This window comes from Candidatus Margulisiibacteriota bacterium (assembly GCA_031268855.1).
Taxonomy (GTDB): Bacteria; Margulisbacteria; Termititenacia; order Termititenacales; family Termititenacaceae; genus Termititenax.
In genome coordinates this window covers 1-18,341 of sequence record JAIRWS010000004.1, presented here as the reverse complement: position 1 = coordinate 18,341, position 18,341 = coordinate 1, and the positions used below count along the sequence as shown (strand labels likewise).

Annotated in this window: 15 protein-coding genes; 13 read left to right on the top strand and 2 right to left on the bottom strand. The window is 49.2% G+C overall.

Annotated features, from left to right (window positions below):
- The 8 genes from LBJ25_00410 to LBJ25_00375 form a co-directional block, all read left to right on the top strand.
- The coding region (locus LBJ25_00410; GenBank protein MDR1452425.1) for an O-antigen ligase family protein at positions 1-1,557 on the top strand (1,557 nt) is incomplete at its 5' end.
- Positions 1,545-2,486: an NDP-sugar synthase gene (locus LBJ25_00405; protein ID MDR1452424.1), complete on the top strand. Its 942-nt coding sequence runs from the start codon at positions 1,545-1,547 to the stop codon at positions 2,484-2,486. The genes LBJ25_00410 and LBJ25_00405, both read left to right, overlap by 13 nt.
- Positions 2,487-3,896, top strand: coding sequence for a sugar transferase (locus LBJ25_00400; GenBank protein MDR1452423.1), 1,410 nt, complete (start codon positions 2,487-2,489; stop codon positions 3,894-3,896).
- A 53-nt stretch (positions 3,897-3,949) separates the two neighbouring features.
- A complete protein-coding gene (gltX, locus tag LBJ25_00395) occupies positions 3,950-5,212 on the top strand; it encodes a glutamate--tRNA ligase (protein MDR1452422.1) in 1,263 nt (420 codons plus the stop codon).
- Positions 5,196-5,933 (top strand): pyridoxine 5'-phosphate synthase, encoded by a 738-nt coding sequence (locus tag LBJ25_00390; protein MDR1452421.1) that lies wholly within the window; start codon positions 5,196-5,198, stop codon positions 5,931-5,933. The genes gltX and LBJ25_00390 overlap by 17 nt, the downstream gene beginning before the upstream one ends.
- 59 nt (positions 5,934-5,992) lie before the next feature.
- A complete protein-coding gene (locus LBJ25_00385) occupies positions 5,993-7,513 on the top strand; it encodes an aldehyde dehydrogenase family protein (protein ID MDR1452420.1) in 1,521 nt (506 codons plus the stop codon).
- A 16-nt stretch (positions 7,514-7,529) separates the two neighbouring features.
- Positions 7,530-9,440, top strand: a complete 1,911-nt coding sequence (locus tag LBJ25_00380) for a hypothetical protein (GenBank protein MDR1452419.1) — start codon at positions 7,530-7,532, stop codon at positions 9,438-9,440.
- 17 nt (positions 9,441-9,457) lie between these two features.
- On the top strand, positions 9,458-12,949 hold the full coding sequence (locus LBJ25_00375; GenBank protein ID MDR1452418.1) for a hypothetical protein: 3,492 nt from the start codon (positions 9,458-9,460) through the stop codon (positions 12,947-12,949).
- Here LBJ25_00375 and LBJ25_00370 read toward each other — a convergent pair.
- Both LBJ25_00370 and LBJ25_00365 read right to left on the bottom strand, forming a co-directional pair.
- The gene (locus LBJ25_00370) at positions 12,933-14,228 is read right to left on the bottom strand and encodes a hypothetical protein (GenBank protein MDR1452417.1); all 1,296 of its coding nucleotides are present in this window, start codon (positions 14,226-14,228) and stop codon (positions 12,933-12,935) included. The genes LBJ25_00375 and LBJ25_00370 overlap by 17 nt on opposite strands.
- Before the next feature lie 34 nt (positions 14,229-14,262).
- Positions 14,263-14,907, bottom strand: coding sequence for a hypothetical protein (locus LBJ25_00365; protein ID MDR1452416.1), 645 nt, complete (start codon positions 14,905-14,907; stop codon positions 14,263-14,265).
- A 26-nt stretch (positions 14,908-14,933) separates the two neighbouring features.
- Between LBJ25_00365 and LBJ25_00360 the strand changes: the two genes are divergently transcribed.
- The 5 genes from LBJ25_00360 to LBJ25_00340 form a co-directional block, all read left to right on the top strand.
- A complete protein-coding gene (locus tag LBJ25_00360) occupies positions 14,934-15,677 on the top strand; it encodes a hypothetical protein (GenBank protein MDR1452415.1) in 744 nt (247 codons plus the stop codon).
- 316 nt (positions 15,678-15,993) lie between these two features.
- Positions 15,994-16,233, top strand: coding sequence for a hypothetical protein (locus LBJ25_00355; GenBank protein ID MDR1452414.1), 240 nt, complete (start codon positions 15,994-15,996; stop codon positions 16,231-16,233).
- The gene (locus LBJ25_00350) at positions 16,226-16,492 is read left to right on the top strand and encodes a hypothetical protein (GenBank protein MDR1452413.1); all 267 of its coding nucleotides are present in this window, start codon (positions 16,226-16,228) and stop codon (positions 16,490-16,492) included. The genes LBJ25_00355 and LBJ25_00350 overlap by 8 nt, the downstream gene beginning before the upstream one ends.
- 374 nt (positions 16,493-16,866) lie before the next feature.
- Positions 16,867-17,328 (top strand): hypothetical protein, encoded by a 462-nt coding sequence (locus tag LBJ25_00345; protein MDR1452412.1) that lies wholly within the window; start codon positions 16,867-16,869, stop codon positions 17,326-17,328.
- Positions 17,315-18,341, top strand: a 1,027-nt coding sequence (locus LBJ25_00340) for a hypothetical protein (GenBank protein MDR1452411.1), incomplete at its 3' end; no start/stop codon positions are given. The genes LBJ25_00345 and LBJ25_00340, both read left to right, overlap by 14 nt.

The following is an 18,341-nucleotide window of genomic DNA, read 5'->3' as shown; positions in this document are numbered from 1 at the left end:
TATGACCGCTGGGAAGGCCTGATCACCGAGATCAATTACATGCTGCTGATCTTCTTTTACATCAATTACGTGCGCGACCGCAAGACGTTGTTTTGGCTGATTGGCGCGCTGGTTTTTGGCGCGATCGCTTCGTCGATTTACGGTATTTTTCAAGCCATGCAAATAGATTTTATGCACTGGTCAGTCGATCCCACGGCGCGGGTTTTTGCCTGCATCAACAATCCGGTGCATTTTGCGCCTTATGTTGTGATGCACATACCGCTGATCATCGGCATGGTTTTTTATTTTATCCGCAAATACCAGCTGAATTTTGCGGGACTAAATGAGCGCCTGCGGATTGGCGGATTTTCCGTGTCAAAATTTGCCGCCAGTTTTGGTCTGCTGCTGGCCGCGCTGTTGGCGATTTTCACGATACATTTGACCGGCAATTTTATGTCTTTTGGCCGCGCGACCTGGATCGGGTTTTCGCTGGCGATCACGCTGTGTCTGGCTTTGCTTTTGTCCCGCGACCAGAAAGAGATCTGGCCGGATCTGTTTTTTGTCGGCTACGGCTGTTTTTTATTTAACGCGGCCTATGTTTTCAAGATCTGGAGCCTGCACGCGTTTCTGAAATATTTTTTATTATTAGCTTTTGCCGTGTATTTGGCTTATATCCTTTATGCCGTGCTGGCTAAAAAGAATTGGCTGAAACTTTTAATGTACTGCGTGGTTATTCTGTACGGCGGCTTTATGCAGTTTACTTCGGTGGACTTGAGCGCCATCTATATTTCCGTGGCGTCCGTGATCCTGCTGGGCATCTGGGTTTATAAGACTTTTCCCAATCCGCTGGAAAAAGTTTTTCTGATCGCGCTACTGGCGCTGCTTGTCGCGGTTGTTTCCCTGCCGTCCGTCTCCAATCTTTATTACGCGCAGGTCATCAAAAACACACTGGCCAAACAGGGCGTGCGCAATCTGAACGACCCGCAACACGCCGGCTTAGTCATGTCCGAAGTGGGGCGGCTGCAGAGCGAAGGCAAGATTTCCATCAAGAGCGCCAATGTGTTTTTCCGCACGCAGACTTACGCCGAGGCCTTTAACAAAGGTACGGCGCGCACTTCGATGTGGAAAACCGGTTCTTATATGTGGCGTGACTCGCCGGTCTTTGGACAGGGGCCTGGCACGATCAAAGAGATGTACCCGAAATTCCGGCGCGCGGATTACGGCCGCTTGGAAGGCGGACAGCAGTTTACGCCGGATAAACTGCACAATGATTATGTAAATATGCTGGCGACGCGCGGCGCGGCTGGTTTTTTGGTGTATTACGGCTGGCTGCTACCCGCTGGCTTTTTTATTATCCTGCGCAAACTCTGGCGGGAAGGTTTTACGGCTGGCAATTTCGTTCTGCTCGGTTTTTTCAGCGGCCTGTTTGTGTATCTCGGTCAGGTGCTTTTTAATTTTGGTGTGGTGGCCACGCGCATAATTTTTTACGAATTTTTCTGTCTGGCCGTCTGTATCGCGCTGTATGATCCTTTTGCCAGCAGCGCGCCGCCAAGCGAGGGAGAGGAATGCGCGCGCTGATCCTCGATGTCGGCCAGAATGTTTATCTGCGCGAGCCGCTGAACCGGGATATTTTGGCCTATCAAACAGAATATTTAAAAGCCGCTAATATTTTCAGCAAGATCATTGTGCTGACGGACACTCTGGCGGAAGATCAGACACAGGATGGCGTGCATTATTACGTTTGTCCACAGCTGCCCAAATACGAATTTCTCAAATCCGTACTCGACGATCAGCCTTTTTTGCTGCTCAATGGGCCGGTTTTGACAGACCTGCCGGCCGCGCGGATCCGCGATCTGTTTTTTAACGGCGTCATGGATCTGCTTTGCCTGACCTCCGGTGGGGTATGCGGCTCAACTTTTATGCTGGAAAAAACCGCCAGCGGCGCTTTGCTCACGGCTTTCGGCGCGGGTGAAACGGCGGCGCAGATCTATGTCATCAATCCGTTGCTGCTGACTTATTATTTTTACGAGCGTTTTGAGCTGCAGATTTTTTTGACCGAGGCGTTAAAACACCGCAGACAAATTATTTGCCGGAGCGTTCCGGAATGGACGGAATGTGTGAATAATTTTCCGGCTTATATCCGCGCTACCAGACATTTAAAAAACAGCGCCAATTTACCCGGTCAGCTGATCAACGGCTCTTATTACGGTAAAAACTGCGAGATCGATTTTTCTGCCGAGCAGCTCGGCGCGCAGTTTTTTGGCGATAACTGCGCGGTCGAAAAAAATTGTTCTTTGCAAAACAGCGTTCTGCTGGGCAGCAACGAGGTGGGCGCGGCTACAGTCCTCAGTGATTCGATCCTGCAAAAAAATGTGCGCATTGGCCAATGCTGTGAGCTCAAAAATTCTCTGGTTGGCGCGAATAGCATTATTGAAAGTCATGTGCGTATTCCCGAGGGCATGATCGTTGCGCCGGACAGTCTTATCAAAAGCGGCTCGGGGGTTTAGATGCGGAATTTTCGGCGGCTCTTTACCTGTTTAAAAATCCTGGGTGATCTGGCCTTGATCGTTGTCAGTTTTTGCCTCGGCTACATTCTGAAATTCAAACTGTATTGGTTTGGTATCGGCGAGATCACGCCCAGCGCCAATTTCCCGGATTACTGGGAAGTCATGATCTATGTAGAGGTGCTCTGGCTGCTGGCTTTTGCCTATGCCGGCTTGTACCGCTATTTTCAGGGGCCGCTGGCGCGGATGCGCGAGATCACGGCGGCGGCGACCGGTGTCAGTCTGGGCGTGCTGGAGATCATGGCGTTTTCTTTTCTCTACACGACTTTCCCGGGTTCGCGGTATGTTTTGGTTTATTCGGGTTTGTCAGCAATTTTGCTGATTTCGCTGTATAGAGCAATTCTTGCCAAAATTATGGCGGTTTTGCACCTGCAGGGTTACGCTAATAAACGCGCGGTGATCATCGGCTCCAGCCCGACCGCCCAGCGGATCGCCGAAAAAATTTTGCAGTACCCCGGATATGGCTTCAAATATTGCGGTTTTATCGCTGACCGGAAACCGGAGCAGATCATTTATCCGCTGAAAAAAAATTTTATCAAACTGGGCCGGCTAAAAGAGTTTGCGCAAATCTGCCGGAGACACAGGATTGCCGCCGTTTTTGCCGACTCGGATATTTTGAGCGCTGAGGAAATTTACAAAATCGTGGAATTTTGCCAGCGTCAAGGAATTTATTTCCGTTACCATTCCGAAGCTTTTTCCAAAAATATTTTTTGGGAAGACCTGGATGCTTTAAACTTGATCGGACTCAAGGAACAAAAATTTTCGGAAATCAATCGCGGTCTTAAAAGAACAGCCGATCTAATTTTGGTTATTCCAGCTCTGATCGTTTCCGCGCCGCTGATGTTTTTGATCTATCTCGGCATTAAAATTACTTCGCCCGGGCCGGCGATCTACCGCCAGACTAGAATTACGCGCGGCGGACAGGAATTTCAGTTTTTAAAATTCCGCTCGATGCCGGTGGATTCGGAAAAAGACGGCGCGGTGCTGGCGGTACGGGATCAAAAACACCGCACGACTCGCTTTGGTTATTTTATCCGCAAAACTTCGCTGGACGAACTGCCGCAGTTATTTAATGTGCTCAAGGGCGATATGTCCCTGGTCGGGCCGCGTCCCGAACGGCCGGTTTTTCACGAAAAATATCTGCAGGCCGTGCCGCGCTGGAATGAGCGGCTGACTGTCAAAGGCGGCATTACTGGCTGGGCGCAGCTCAACGGCCGCGCGGAATTGACCGCCTCGCCGCAGGAAAAACTGGAATACGATGTTTATTATATTGAAAACTGGTCATTGCTTTTCGATATTATGGTTTTGTGGCGCACTTTTTGGCATGTGCTGAAACAAAAAGATGTATACTAACGGTTAAATTTTTACGGAGCGGTAAATATTTACCGCGAAGTTTGGGAGAAATTATGGTAAAAGTTCGTTTTGCGCCGTCGCCTACCGGCAATCTGCATATCGGCTCCGTGCGCACGGCGCTGTTCAATTACCTTTTTGCGCGGCATCACGGCGGCCGATTTGTCCTGCGCATCGAGGACACCGATCAGGAGCGCTCGCGGCCGGAATACACCGCGGACATTTTGTCCGGCCTGGACTGGCTGGGACTGGTCAGCGACGAGCCGCCGGTTTACCAAAATTCCCGCCGCGAACTGCATCTGGATTATGCCGAGAAATTATTAAAAGAGGGCCGGGCTTACGCCAAAGACGGCGCGGTGTATTTTAAAATTCCGGCGGACGGCGAAACTGTCATCCGGGATTTGGTCAAGGGCGATATAGTTTTTCAGAACAAAGATTTCAAAGATCAGGTGATCCGCAAATCCGACGGCTCCGTCACCTATAATTTTGCCGTTGTGCTGGACGACGCGCTGCTGGGCATCACGCATATTATCCGCGGCGAAGACCACATTTCCAACACACCCAAGCAGATTTTTTTGTACAATGCGCTGGGTTTTGCCCTGCCGCAGTTCGCGCACATACCGATGATCCTGGGGCCTGACCGCTCCAAATTGAGCAAAAGGCATGGCGCGGCTTCCATAAACGAATACCAAAAAGACGGTTTTTTACCTGAAGCTATCGTAAATTACCTGGCTTTGCTCGGCTGGACGTCAGCGGACGGCGCGGAATTGATGAACCTGGCGGAATTATGCCAAAAATTTGACCTGAACAGGGTTTCCAAATCCAACTCGATTTTTGACCTTAATAAATTAAAATGGCTAAACTGTCAAAAAATTAAACAGTTGACCGTGGATGATTTGTATAAAAAATATACAGTTTATTGTAAAGACGTTTCCAAAGAAGCGCTTGAGGTAATTAAAGATGATATAGTCTTGCTTTCCGATATTCCAGATAAGGCTTCGGTATTTACAGCGGACAAAATAGAATACACGGATGAGCAGAAAGCTGAATTAAAAACCGCGTCAGCTAAGCAAGTTTTTCGTGAATTGCAAGAAAAAATCGATAGTATATATCAAGGCGGTACTACAGAACAATATACTAACGCGCAGGCTGTGATTGACGATATTGTACAATGTACAGGGCTGAAAAAAGGGCAGGTTTTTCACCCGCTACGGGTGGCTTTGACCGCGCAAAAATCCGGCCCCGGTCTAAAGTTTTTGCTGGTCTTGCTCGGCAAAGAAAAAGTAAAGGAGAGACTGGGAAATGCGCTTGGGTGTTAATATCGATCACATCGCCACTTTACGCCAGGCCAGAAAAGATGTGTATCCCGATCTGCTGGGCGCGGCGCGGGAGTGTCTCAAAGCCGGCGCGGACGGCATTACTGTGCATTTGCGCGAAGACCGGCGGCATATTCAGGACAAAGATGTGGCCTTGCTGCGCCGGACTTTCCCCCAAGCGCGGCTCAATCTGGAAATGGCCGCGGTGGACAGCATCGCCAAAATAGCCTGCCAGGTAAAGCCGGACGCGGTCTGTCTGGTGCCGGAAAAAAGGCGGGAATTGACCACCGAAGGCGGCCTTGACGCCAAAAGCCATATTAAAAAAATAAAGTCTATTTCACGAAAAATGCAGCGCGCCGGGGTTAAAGTTTCCTTGTTTATCGATCCGGACACAGGGCAGGTAAAAGCCGCCCGGGAGATCGGCGCGGACATGGTCGAGCTGCACACTGGCGCTTTTGCGGAATATTCCGATCCGCGGAGGCCGCAATTTGACCGCAAAAAAACGCAAAAAGAACTGCAAAAGCTGCTATCCGCCGCCAGACTGGCCAAAAGTTTAGGCCTGCAGGTCAACGCCGGACACGGCCTGACTTATCAGAATGTCCGCGCGCTGGCCGGGCAAAAAAAATTGTTTACGGAATTCAATATCGGCCACAACATCATCGCGCGCGCGGTCTTTACTGGCCTGAGGCCGGCGGTGAAAGAAATGCGGCTATTGTTAAAGTAACCTTTAAATTTAACAAATCCCTTATATTGTTTTAACAATTCCAGTTTATTCTTTCGTGTATGGAACGATCTGAACATTACTTGCTTATTGCCGGAGAAAAAGTCAAAACCAAAGTGCGGGATATTTTTATTCCGGCTAGAGAGCGTTTGCGCGAAGGCCAGAACGCCGCGGAGCAGGGCGCCGACGGTAATTATCCTGTCTATTATATAGCGACAACGCTTGAGAACAACAAGGCCGCCGCGGCCGCGCGGGAGGCTGCGGGAATTTTTCGGCGCACGCCGCTCGAAAGCCGCCTGGCTGTTCTGCGAAAATGGCGCGCCAAACTGAACGAGCATAAAGAAAAACTAACCGCGCTTTCTTTGGCGGAAGGCCTGTCGCTGGAAATGCTCGAATGGGAATTTCAAATAATAAACACGGTGATCTTAAGCGAGGCGGCCCTAGAGCGTTACGCCAAAATGGCCGCGCCGATTATTCCGGCGGAAATCGCGGGCAATTATATTCTGCGCCAGCCGCTGGGCGTGGTCGGCATAGTCGTGCCCTTTAACGCGGCGCTGCTTTTGGGCGTGCTGCCTATCGCTTCGCAGATCGTCAGCGGCAACACCAGTATTATCAAGGCGCCCAGCGTTTGCCCGCTATCCACTTTATATATTGGCGGGCTTCTGCAGGAGGCTTTGGATGCGGAAAAAATGCCGCGCGGTGTGATCAATGTTTTAGTCGGCATGGGCGAAATAATCATTGATGAGTGGCTGAAAAAACGGCTGATCGACGGATTGATTTTTATCGGCGGCAGCGGCATTGGCATCAAGGTCGGCCGCGCCTGCCTCAAAGCCGGCATCAAACCGATACTGGAACTGGCCGGCAGCGACGCCTGCGTGGTGGATAAAACCGTAAAAGATCTGGAATACACGGCGGACTTAATTGTCAAAGCCCGCTTTACCGCGTCCGGCCAGATTTGCATCGCCTTGAAGCGTTTGATCGTACAGGAAGATTTGCAGGCGGAGCTGCTGAAAATATTGGCACAAAAGATCAGCGCGCTCAAACTCGGTCTGCCCGGCGAGCCGGATACACAAATCGTGCCGCTGGCGCATACGGACACCGTGCGCTATCTAATGTTCGCAATTACCGAGGCGGTTAACGGCGGGGCGCGGATCGTCTGCGGCGGGCACCGTGTGGATTATCTGGGGCGGCGCGTGCATACCGGTCTGTATTTTCAGCCCACGCTGATCAGCAATGTCCGGCCAGAGATGGCTATTATGCAGAATGAAATACTGGGGCCGGTACTGCCGGTAATCACTTTTAAGACTCCGGCGGAAGCTATCGCGCTGGCCAATTACTCCCGTTTCGGCTTGCGCGCTTCGCTCTGGTCTGAGGATAAAAAATTCATTCAGGATTTTATTGAAGAAACGCTGGCCGGCAGCATCATCATCAATGATTTTCATCTCTGGCTGGGCGGCGACGTGATGCACCTGGGCGGCTTCAAGCAGTCTTCCGGCACAAACAACGGCGGTAAATATTTTGTCAACGAGCTTTTGGCCGGCAAATACATTGCTGTGGGGCGTGGAATTTCCGGCTCCAAATAAAGAATATGGGCAGGGTATGTTTTTGAAAAAAATTTCTATAACGGAAAGCTGCGGGATTTTCTTTAGCGCGTCAGACCGGCGGGTCAGCGCGCAGCTTTGCGGCGAATTGAGCAAGCCTCCGCCAGACAGCCCGGCGCGGGAAATACTGGACAAAAGCGGACACTGGCTGGTCAGCGGCATTCAGCGGCTCAATCTGCACCAGCTGGTTTATTTGACCAAACTCTGCCAGCTTTATCCGGCGGCTTCTGCTGAAGAGCGGGCGCAGCTGGCTGTGGAAATAGAGCGTTTTATCGCTGAAACCAATCTGCGCAATTCGCCGGAAGTAAAATCCGCGCTGCTGCTTATTCCGCAAAAGATAATCGCCGCCCACCAAAAACAGAATCTCCGGACTATAATCGAAACGGTCAATGATTACCGCCAGATTTTTGAACAGCCGCGTTACGTCCGGGCTTTTTTGGCTGCGGAGCCGTTCCGGCCTCTGTCTCTGGACAGCGCGCAGTCTGATTTTGTCCGGCTAAAACAGACCGGCGCCAAACCGGCGGGGCGCTGGCAGACTTGGCGCCGTTTTTACCGCAATCTCAATCCCGTTCTGCGCGACCCGATCCGGGCGGTGGCCAGCGCGGGTCTGGCTGCCGGAGTTTTCGCGTTGTTTCCAGCGATCGCTTATCCCTCTTTAGATTTTTTACCTTTCCCGCTGTCCAATGTCATTGTGCTCAACACGGCGCTCGGCCTGTTTACCAACAGCGTCATGCTGCTGGTTTCAGCCAACGGCCTGCGTTTCTGGCGCTATAATTTGCGGGACTTAAAAGGCGTAAAACTATCTCAATCCGCAATGTACAGCTCGCTGGGATTGCCCTTGACCCAGCTTTGTTCCTTTACGGCTCAGGCCTGGCTGACCGCAGCGGGCGCGTCCCGGTCTTTGCTTAAAATCCTGACGCTTTTGGGGGTCGGGACGATCGGCGCGGCTTACACTTTTGGGAATAACAAAATCAGGGGCAAAACCCGACGGGAATGTTGGTTCAACGCTTTTCGTCCGTTGACCGGTAGCGGTTTAAGCATGATTTTAACCAGCGCGCTAAATATAGAAATGCGGTATCTGACCGTGGTTTCCAAAGCCTGCGATAATTTTTACCGGCTCTGTGTGGAAGGCGCGCTCAATTACCTGTCTCACAAAGCTTTTATCCGTAAAAATCTCTGCCGGTTATACCCGCAGAATTACGGCGCGGAAACTCCAGACAGCCTTGACGCCAAACTGATTAAATTTAATATCGAAGCGTTGAGTTTCATCAAAACGCCGGGTGGCGCGTCTTCGGTGCAGGGTTATCTGTATACATTGGATGTGCGCATGCTGATCCGGCTTTTTCAGAAAACAGGGCAAGACCGCTCCAGACATTTGGCCGACATTCAGAGATATTCATACGCGGATTCCAGACAGGCGGAAAATTATTTCAGTCAGACTTACTACTGGTACCGCCTGATGCTGGCCAAAGCTCTGCGCCGGACGATCCGTAGTTCCTGGCGTCTGGGTGGACAGTCCCGGCAGACTCCGCTCTCCAGCCAAAAAGTTTTGACAGAGGCCAGACATAGAATAAAAAACCTGACGGCGGCAAATTCTCGTGAATTGCGCGGCAGGGTGGTGGAGCAGGCGCTGGCCGCTATTCAGAGTAAATCAGCAGGCCAGCTAAACGCAGTTTTGCTTGAGCTGTATCTGATTTTTGGCGCGCGGGTAATGCCGGATATTCAGGACTATCTGGCTGTTTTGACGGAAGAGCAGTTGCTGCTGGGCAGCGCGGATTATCTGCAGAAGCCCCGCGTTCCTGCGGAATTAAAAGCCGTGCGGAAAATTCTTTTGGCTTACGCTGACCGGCTGGTCGGTAATGCGCGCGGCGCGCAGGCCAGAGATATTATTTATCAAGGGCGGCCTTGAGCTAGAGGAGGAAAATTATGCAGAGAAAAATATTTGCGCAAACGGAACAGAAGGAATGGGTTGCTTCGGAGACCGGCGGGATATTCCCCTTTTTAAGCGCCCAGTTGGAGGAGCTGGAGGCCGCCGAACGCCGGAGCGCCGGCCTGTTAAATCCGCGCAATATTGCCAGCCGCGATCCGGTGGCGCGGGCTTTTCTGCAAGACCTAAAAAAGGGACAGTCCTTGCGGCTCAATGACCTCTTTGATTTGCTGAAAAAAATCTTAATCTCACCAGAAGCCAAACTGCTGTTTGGCGGATACGGCGCGCCGGACGCCGAAAACAGCGGCAAATACTACTTCCACACGGAATTTATCGGGCGCTACCGAGAGGCGCTGGCCGCCAGCGGAGTCCGCGAGAACAGCGCTATTCTGCCTTTTTTGCAGAAGGCCGGACTTTCACCGGAGCAAGCCGAACATGCGCGGCTCAAGCATTTGCTGGAAAATATTCTGGCGGATAAAAAACTGGATTTGACCAGCTGGCTCAAGGCTCAAGATACTTTTTTGCTTCTGACCCTGCTGCTCAAAAACAGCGCCCGCTACACTATCCCTTTTGATCTAACCGACCCCGGGGAAGCCAAAAGCGTAAAATTTTTCTATCTGCTCAGTGTTCTGCAGGATATTCTACTGGGCAATTTTACCAATCTAGCCGAAGTTTCTCTAGAACATTACAGCCAAAATCTACCGCGCGGACAGGCGCTGGCTGTCTTTAAAATTTCCCTCCAGGACAAAGACCTGCGCGCTTATGAAAAATTGCTGGCTTTGCTGTTGATTTTAGGCCGATTTTCTCTGCCGTGGGACACTCTCTATATTTACTGCCGCGACAATGACCGTGACACTTTGCTTAACGGTTCAAATTTTTACGCGGCCTTTAGCTATAACGGAAGCAGGGCAGGTATTTCCTACGCTGGAGCGCTTAAGTTTCTGGAGAATAATTATCTTTACACTCAGAAACTAATCGCGGAGCTGGACTCCGAAAAAAATAATCCCGCCGTCTCGGATTTCCAGGAGATCACGCCGCTTTTACGCAAAGCTCTGGTCTATCTCAACCCCGCGCAGGAAATCGCGCCGGAGTATTTTCCAGAAACCGGCTTTGTGCTCCGGCTGTCCGGGCGCGAGTTGATCCTGCCTCTGGCGCTGGAGCGTCCTGGCCGGATAGTCTTTGGACTGCACGGAGAGTATCAGCACGCTCTGGAGAACACCGCGGCGCGTGATGGTTTTCGGCGGGCGCTGGCCGGACACCGGGAGAGCGAGCCGGATTTTTCTATTGCGCTGGATTATCAAAGATTGAGCGTGGAAGAGAAAGAATATTTCCAGCAGATCAATCAAACGCCCTTTGCGGAATTGAATCTTTTGGCTCTGACCGGCTACACGGTGCGCCTCATCGAGCTGATCAACAACCCGGTTACCAAAGGAGATTTTATCGAAAAAGTGATCGAACTGCTGTATCTTAACTATAATTCTCTGACGGAAACGGAGAAAAATCTTTTCGCCGGCCGACTGGCTCTGGCCGTGCACAACGCTTCCGCCGCCGACAGGGTGAAGATCGTCTGCCGCGACGTGCTGCGGCGTTTGGCGGACACTGGCAAAATTTCGCCGCGCAACTACAACATCTGGCTCGATCATGAACTGTCCTACCGGGGATTAGAGCAGTATGCCGGAAAATTGCTGCAGGAGCTCAAGACTTTGCAGAAACGGCGGCAAAGCCATAACCTGTCCGAGCTTTTGACCGAAATGCTCCTGCGTTTTCTGCCGCTGCTGCGGGACAATAATAAAAACCGCGCCTTGACCGGACGGCTGCTCAATAAGCTGTGGAAAATAAAAAAGCAATTTTTAAAAAACCATAGTTTGGCCAAAACTGACCGCCTGTTGAACGGGATAATTACAACGCTGGAAACTTTGCAGGCGGAGTTTCACGATCAGGCCAACAGCTCCGAACAGGCGTTTTACAAACCGCTCTGGCGCAGAGCGCCGCCCGACAACGCTTTGCTGGCCAGAGCGCGCCCTTTTCTGATCGACGCGCAGAATGTGCTGGGGCTTATTTCTAAAAATAAAAACGACGACCGGAATTTATTTATTCAATTTATGCATGAGCTGGACTTGACGCGCGGCCAGCGCGGCGGAGACAATCTTGTGCCGGCCAGACAGGTCGTCGCGGACTTTTTGGGCGCGGATAATATGGCCGAGCTGCAGCCGTTGATCCTCCATGAAATGAAAAGTGAGGTCCAGAAATTTCTCGGCTCCGGCGGCAGCTTTGAGCAGGCCTGGTATAACGCCGCCAACGGTTCGGCCAGCGCTTACACGATCAGTTCGATTTTGGCTTATGCCAGCGGCAATAAGATTACTTTAGCCCTGCTGGCTGAAGATCTGCACCAGATGATTTCCGCCGAAGCTGGCGCTATTCCGGGTTTGAGTAAGAATTCTATTGAAGACAAACTCCTGCGCTGCCTTAATCCTAATTCCGGAGTTTCGGTAAACGCCGGCGTGGAGAAACTTTTGATCGCCGCGGTCAAGCTGCGCACCAATAATATTTACTGCGCTTATGATATCGGCCTGTGCTGCAACACTCCCGACGTGGTGGGACGGGCTATTTATAACATGATCAGCAAAGCGGGCGCGGAACCGGCTCTGCAGCTGATCGAAGGCACGGCAACAAAATTTCACGATCATAAAAATGTCCGCACTATTGCCATCGGCTCTCTGCTCTCCCCGCGCAATAATGTGGGCGCGCTCAGCCTGCTGGAATTTAACGAAAAAGGCCGGCACTATGATTTGATCGGCACACTGGATATTTTGCTCTGGACACTGGGCGCTATGGCCTGTATTCCGCAGATTGCGGACGGCGTCCGACCGGAACAGATTGCCGCTTATCTGTATTTTGAACAGGGACAAAAGTGGGAAGAATTAAAAAAAGTCCGCGCGGAGCTGAAAAATCTGCTGGCCAAACCCGATTATGCCGGCGAGGAATATTCCGAAAAATCCCGGGCGCTGCGCGAGCGGCTGATCGCGCTCCATCTAGGCTTCACTTTTCCCAAAGGCCGGGGCGGCGTGGCGCGCAAACTGGTGCGCGGTTCGGCGGATATATACGATTATTTGATGAGCAGCCAGCTGCTGGCGGAAGCCAGCCAGAAACTAAAAGATACATTGTCCGCTTACCACAGCGCTGAGAATAGATTTCCGCTGGCGCTGCGCGCGCCACAGGCACAGGAAATTTTGAATTCCGCGGCCTGCGTTTTGAACGAGCCGCTGTTTATTGAGAATGTCGGCTTGGTCTGGCCGGTAACCAGAGGCAAACAGAAAGAATATTTTATTTATTCGGAATATCAGGATGTGAAATCCAGACAAAAACATCTGGTGCAGCGCTCCTTGAGCGACAGCGCGCGCACTTTACAGATCGGCGGCCAAAAATTGAGAGAGACAGCCCGTTCGATCAGGCATTTTGAGCAGGCCGCCGGGATTATTTCTGCAAAGTAAACAAAGTGTAGTCAGCGTCGCTGTATAGCTGCGGACTGTTTTGCAAATAAGGATGCGTTCTGTGTTTGTCCACACAATAATTACAGACCAGAACAAAAGTTCCCCATTGCGGCTCCCAATTCGAGTTAGCGTCGAAGTGAGTTAAATTAAGCGGCGCCAGGCGCGTCCGTCCGTCGGTCAGCTCTTGAAGCGCCTCGCCTCTGCGGCAACAGGAAGCGTAATAACCAAACCGGTATTCACCGGCAGTCAAAAAAGCGGCCAGCGGCGCGTGCACTTTGGTATTTTCGCGGGCAAATTTATAATACGAGCCAAAAGCATAAAGTCCGCCGGCCAGCAGATAGATCAGCAAAAAGACGCTAAGCGGTTTTTGCAGGCCGTGCTGGTCAAAGTGCCAGGCGATAAAAGGCGCTATAAAAATGAATAGCGCAAAATAAGCATACTGACCGCCGCCGCAGGGCTGATAGGTCAAAACAGCAACGGCCAGCGTAAAAAGAAAAGCTTTGGCCAAAAAGTCCGGCAAAATTGCCGCGCGCGCATCCGGCTGTTCTTTATTATTCCGCCACAGTTTGAAGAGGGACAGGCCAAAAATTATGGACGCCAGACTAAAAATACCGCGCAGGCTGAAAACTTTGACATCCGGATAAAAACCTAAGAATTGCCAGAGTTTCAGCAAAAAGCCTCCGGCGCGCGCCAGCATTTCCTGCGGGGAGTATAAGAAATACAGCTGAAAAGAACACACGCCGCTCAGGAAAGCCAGCGTTATAAAGAAAATATTTTGCGCCGCGCGGTTTTGGGACAGCGGCAGGCGCAAAAAGAAACCAAAAAGCGCCAGCATCAAGGCATAGATCAGGCCGTTGTTCATTAAGAAAATATAATTATCCGCGCCCACCGGCAAAAGCAAAAAGCAGGCGGTCAGCAGCCGCCAGGGCTTTTTGACGCCGAGCTGCTTGGTGAAAAAAACGCAGGACAGCAGCAGTAAGATCTGGGTGAGCAGGCGGCCGACAGCGCGTACTAGAGCAAAATTGCCGGACAATTTAAACAGCGGCGCGTAGATCAGCAGATTGGTTAAATTAAAGCCAGCGCGGGAATTTTGAAACAATCTCCCGCCAGCGGCCAGATCTTTAGCCTGCAGTAAATTAGAGGTAAAATCTAGTCCGTAAATTGTGGAATAGTTGACATAAAACCATAAAGCCAAAAATACGCCCATAAAAATCCAGACGGCTGTTTCCCAAATTTTGGCCGAACCGGCGCTGGTTTTAACGGCTGTTTTTACGCGCATACTGCTCTCCCTCATTATTATAAAATATACGCTATTATAACATATTGGCCTGGAGCGCAGGCCGAAAAACGCCGAGAATTTCAATGCTGGCTGGAGCGCATTGGGCAATAACTTCCGCCAGTTTTTTCAGCGTGTTGCCAGTCGTGATAATGTCGTCGGCAAGCAGGATTTTTTTATTTTTTAACTCAGCGCGTTTATTCTCCCAGACCCGAAAAACAGCCGCGGTCTCTTGCTCGCGCTCAGCCGGGGAAAGCGCGGCTAATTTTTGCGTGTTCCTGCCGCGGTAAACCAGATCGCCGCGCAAAGGAATATGCTGATACGCGGCGTAAGTCTTAAAAAATTCCGCGCTTTGATTGAACCCGCGCTCTTGCTGGCGTAGCGGATTGAGCGGCATCGGGATCAATAGATCCGCGTCGATCTGCGGCGCCGCCCGTAATAAGGCTTCCTGCACGAACGGTATTAATTCACGATTTTTCTGATATTTTATCTGCGCGATGATCTTTCTGGCAATTTCGTCGTACTCGAACAAAGCGAGATATTTATAGCCGAGCGTCAGCGGACTGCGTTCCTGATACGGACGCAGACGGCCGCAGTTGGAGCAGAGCAGGGCATTGTCCACCGCGCCGCCGCAAACCACGCATTTTTGCGGAAAAAGCAGATTCCAGAATTGTTTCAGCATGAACGATATGTTAAGATTATAGCATAATGCAGATGCTGAGCTGGCCGGAATTTTTGCAGCTGATCAAGTCGGACGTCAAGATGTGCGGCGTGCCGCATATCAATACTTCGCAGGACATCACGAAAAAAGCCGTGGAGCTGGCCAACGAAAAAGGCGGTTATCTGATCTTAGGGTTTGACCGCTATACTTTTCAACTGCCGGGCTGCGTCTTTGACAGCAAGTGGCTGAACGGTATTTTGACCCAAGAAATTAAGCCTGCGCTGAACTTTGAGATCGTTGGTTTTATTCGCAGCAATAAAAGGCTTTTTGTCGTCAAGATCGCTGAGGGCGAGAAAAAACCGTACAGCGCGGTCGGCAGCTCAGAAGTGCAGACGACAACGCCGGCCAAAATCCTGACGCTGGAAAATATTGCGCCGGAATTTGTGCAAAAACGCCAGGAGGCCTGCCTGAAATACCTCGAAGAACGCGCGGACATTACCAATATTCAATACCGTGAATTGAATGGCGTGTCGTACAAGACGGCCCACAATGAATTGAGCGATCTGGTTGCTAAAAATCAGCTGGTGCAGGTCGGGCAAGGGCGCACGACTAAGTACGTGCTGGCTAAAAACGGCGATTATCTGCCGGCCAAAGAAGTCAGTTTATTCGGCGACGCGCTGGACGGTCTGGTCAGCATCAATAATGACAGCACGTCCATTACGGAAATCCGCCGCGCGCAAAATATTTCCGCCGAACATATGAACGATCATTTAATTAAGCTCAATCCTTGAAAATTCGCGGCTAGTTCACAATAAATCATAATAAATCATGACAAATCAAGGCTTTTTGGCTTTGTTAATCAACGTCGCATAATATATCTTACCAAAAGTAACTAAAGCGACAAAAGAATCCAACAAACAAAAAACATACAAAGGAGACAAAAATGTACACAATAGCACAAAACTACAACGACACATTCTCGGAAGCAATGCTCGGACTAAGAAAAATATTGAGGAGCGAAATAGACATACACACACTAAGGAGACTAGGAAAAGATATACAGGGGGTATTTGACTACGTAATATCAACAAAAAAGGAGATATAAAAATGTCAGAAAAAAAATTCAAATTAGTATTAGTAGACAGAGTAACTAAAGAGGAGAAAGAGTATGCACAATATTACATTCTGGACAGGGCGATACTCGACGCGAGAGAACTCAACAACATGGAAAGGCAAAAGGGAACATGTTACCAGTGGAGAATCGAGATTGCAGGAGTACATGATAAACAGAATGGTAATAGCAAAAAAGATAAAATAAATAAAGCAGAGGAGAAAGAAAATGCTTAAAACAATCGTAGGAATCAAAGACGAAAAAATAGGCTACATCAACCTACTAACTTTTGACAGCGAGGGACAAGCAATAAGAAGTTTCGGAGATGCATGTACGCCAAAAGGCAACAAAGAGGAAAACGACTTTGTAAAATTTCCAAAAGACTTTAACTTAATGAGCCTAGGAACATTTGACACAGAAACCGGAGAAATAAGACCATACACGCCAAGAACATCAGCAAGCGCAACACAATACCAGGGTAAAGAAAACGAATAACGTACAATCAGTAACAGCAAGCGCGGTACAAATTATCGCGCTTGCACTCAACATAATAATTACAATAATTAAAGCAACAAAATAACAAACAACAAATCCTAAAAATAAAAATAAGAAAGGAGTAAATCATGGATTTTAAAAAAATATTAGTTAAACTAATAAACAAAATACTAGACTACAACAAAGACGGCAAAATCAACATCAACGACGCACTAGACTTGACACAAGACCTAATCAAAATACTAAACAAAGACGAGGTGGAGAAAAATGCGTAAACACACAAAAGGGAACGACAGAAAAATATTCACGAGAACAGCAATAAGCACAAAAAAAATAAACCTATCACCAAGAATAATGAGAGGCGGAACAAGACTATGAGTGAAGCAAAAACAAAGGAACTAACACCATACCAAAAACGGAACCAAAGAATACAGGGCAGGGGAGCAATAAAAATTGGCAACCCAAAAATCAAAATGGCAGGGCAAGAAATAGACGTAAGAGAATGGATACAAGCAAACAACGTAGACACGGATATATATGAAACACTAGAAAAATACGGAGTAATCAAAACACCAAAATTAGGACAAGAACAATACGGAGAAATAGCAACACACGACCTAAGAAGCGCAATCAACCTAGCAAACTCAACAAAAGACCTATGGGAAAATCTACCACTAGACGTAAGACAAGAATTTAACCACAACATAGACGAATTCATAGAAAAAGGAAACAAATGGGCACAAAACAAAATGACACAAATGAAAAGAGAAACAGAACAACCAAAACCAGAAAAACCAGAAAAAAAAGTAGAGGAGAAAAAAGATGAACAGAAATAGTCAATCACACTTTGCGGAATTACCGCACGAAAACATACAACGCTCAACATTCGAACGGCCGCAAAACCACAAAACAACATTCAACGCAGGAGAACTAATACCATTTTATATAGAGCAGGATGTACTACCAGCAGACACACACAAAATAAAAACAACAGCAATAATAAGGATGAGCACACCATTACACCCAACAATGGACAACGCATACATAGATATATACTACTTCTTTGTACCAAACAGACTACTCTGGGAACACTGGCGGGAGTTCATGGGAGAGAACAGAAACGGAGCATGGACACAAACAACAGAATATCAAGTACCACAAATAACATTCCAAGACCAAACGGGTTTTGGAACACTATACCCAGTGGAAAAAGGAGACGTAGCAGAAAAGCTAGGAATACCAATAGGATACAACAATTACACAAACGACGGAACAATATCAGCACTACCATTCAGGGCATACATACAAATCTGGAACAGATGGTTCAGAGACCAAAACGTAACGGCACCAATAACAGAGGAAACAGGAGACGGAACACACACAATAAGCGAAACGAGCGTATACAAAAAACCACAAAAAGTATACAAATACCACGACTACTTCACATCAGCATTACCGGCACCACAAAAAGGCGATGCAATACAAATGCCGATAGGAGTAGCAGCACCAGTAAATGCACCAAAAGCAGAATTAATAAACGTACAAGCACAATGGTATACACAAAACGGAAACCAAGTAGGACACTTAATGAGCGGAGTAGGAAGCGACAAAACAGTAACAACACAAAACCAAACAGGATACGCGCAGCAACTAGCAATGAGACCAATGGGAATAAACGGATACGATACATGGGGGGGATTATACGCAGACCTAACACAAGCAACCGCGGCGACAGTAAACGCGCTGAGACTATCAGTACAAATACAGCGCATACTGGAAAAAGACGCAAGAGGTGGAACAAGATACCAAGAAATTATAGCAAACCACTTCAAAACAACACTACCAGGGG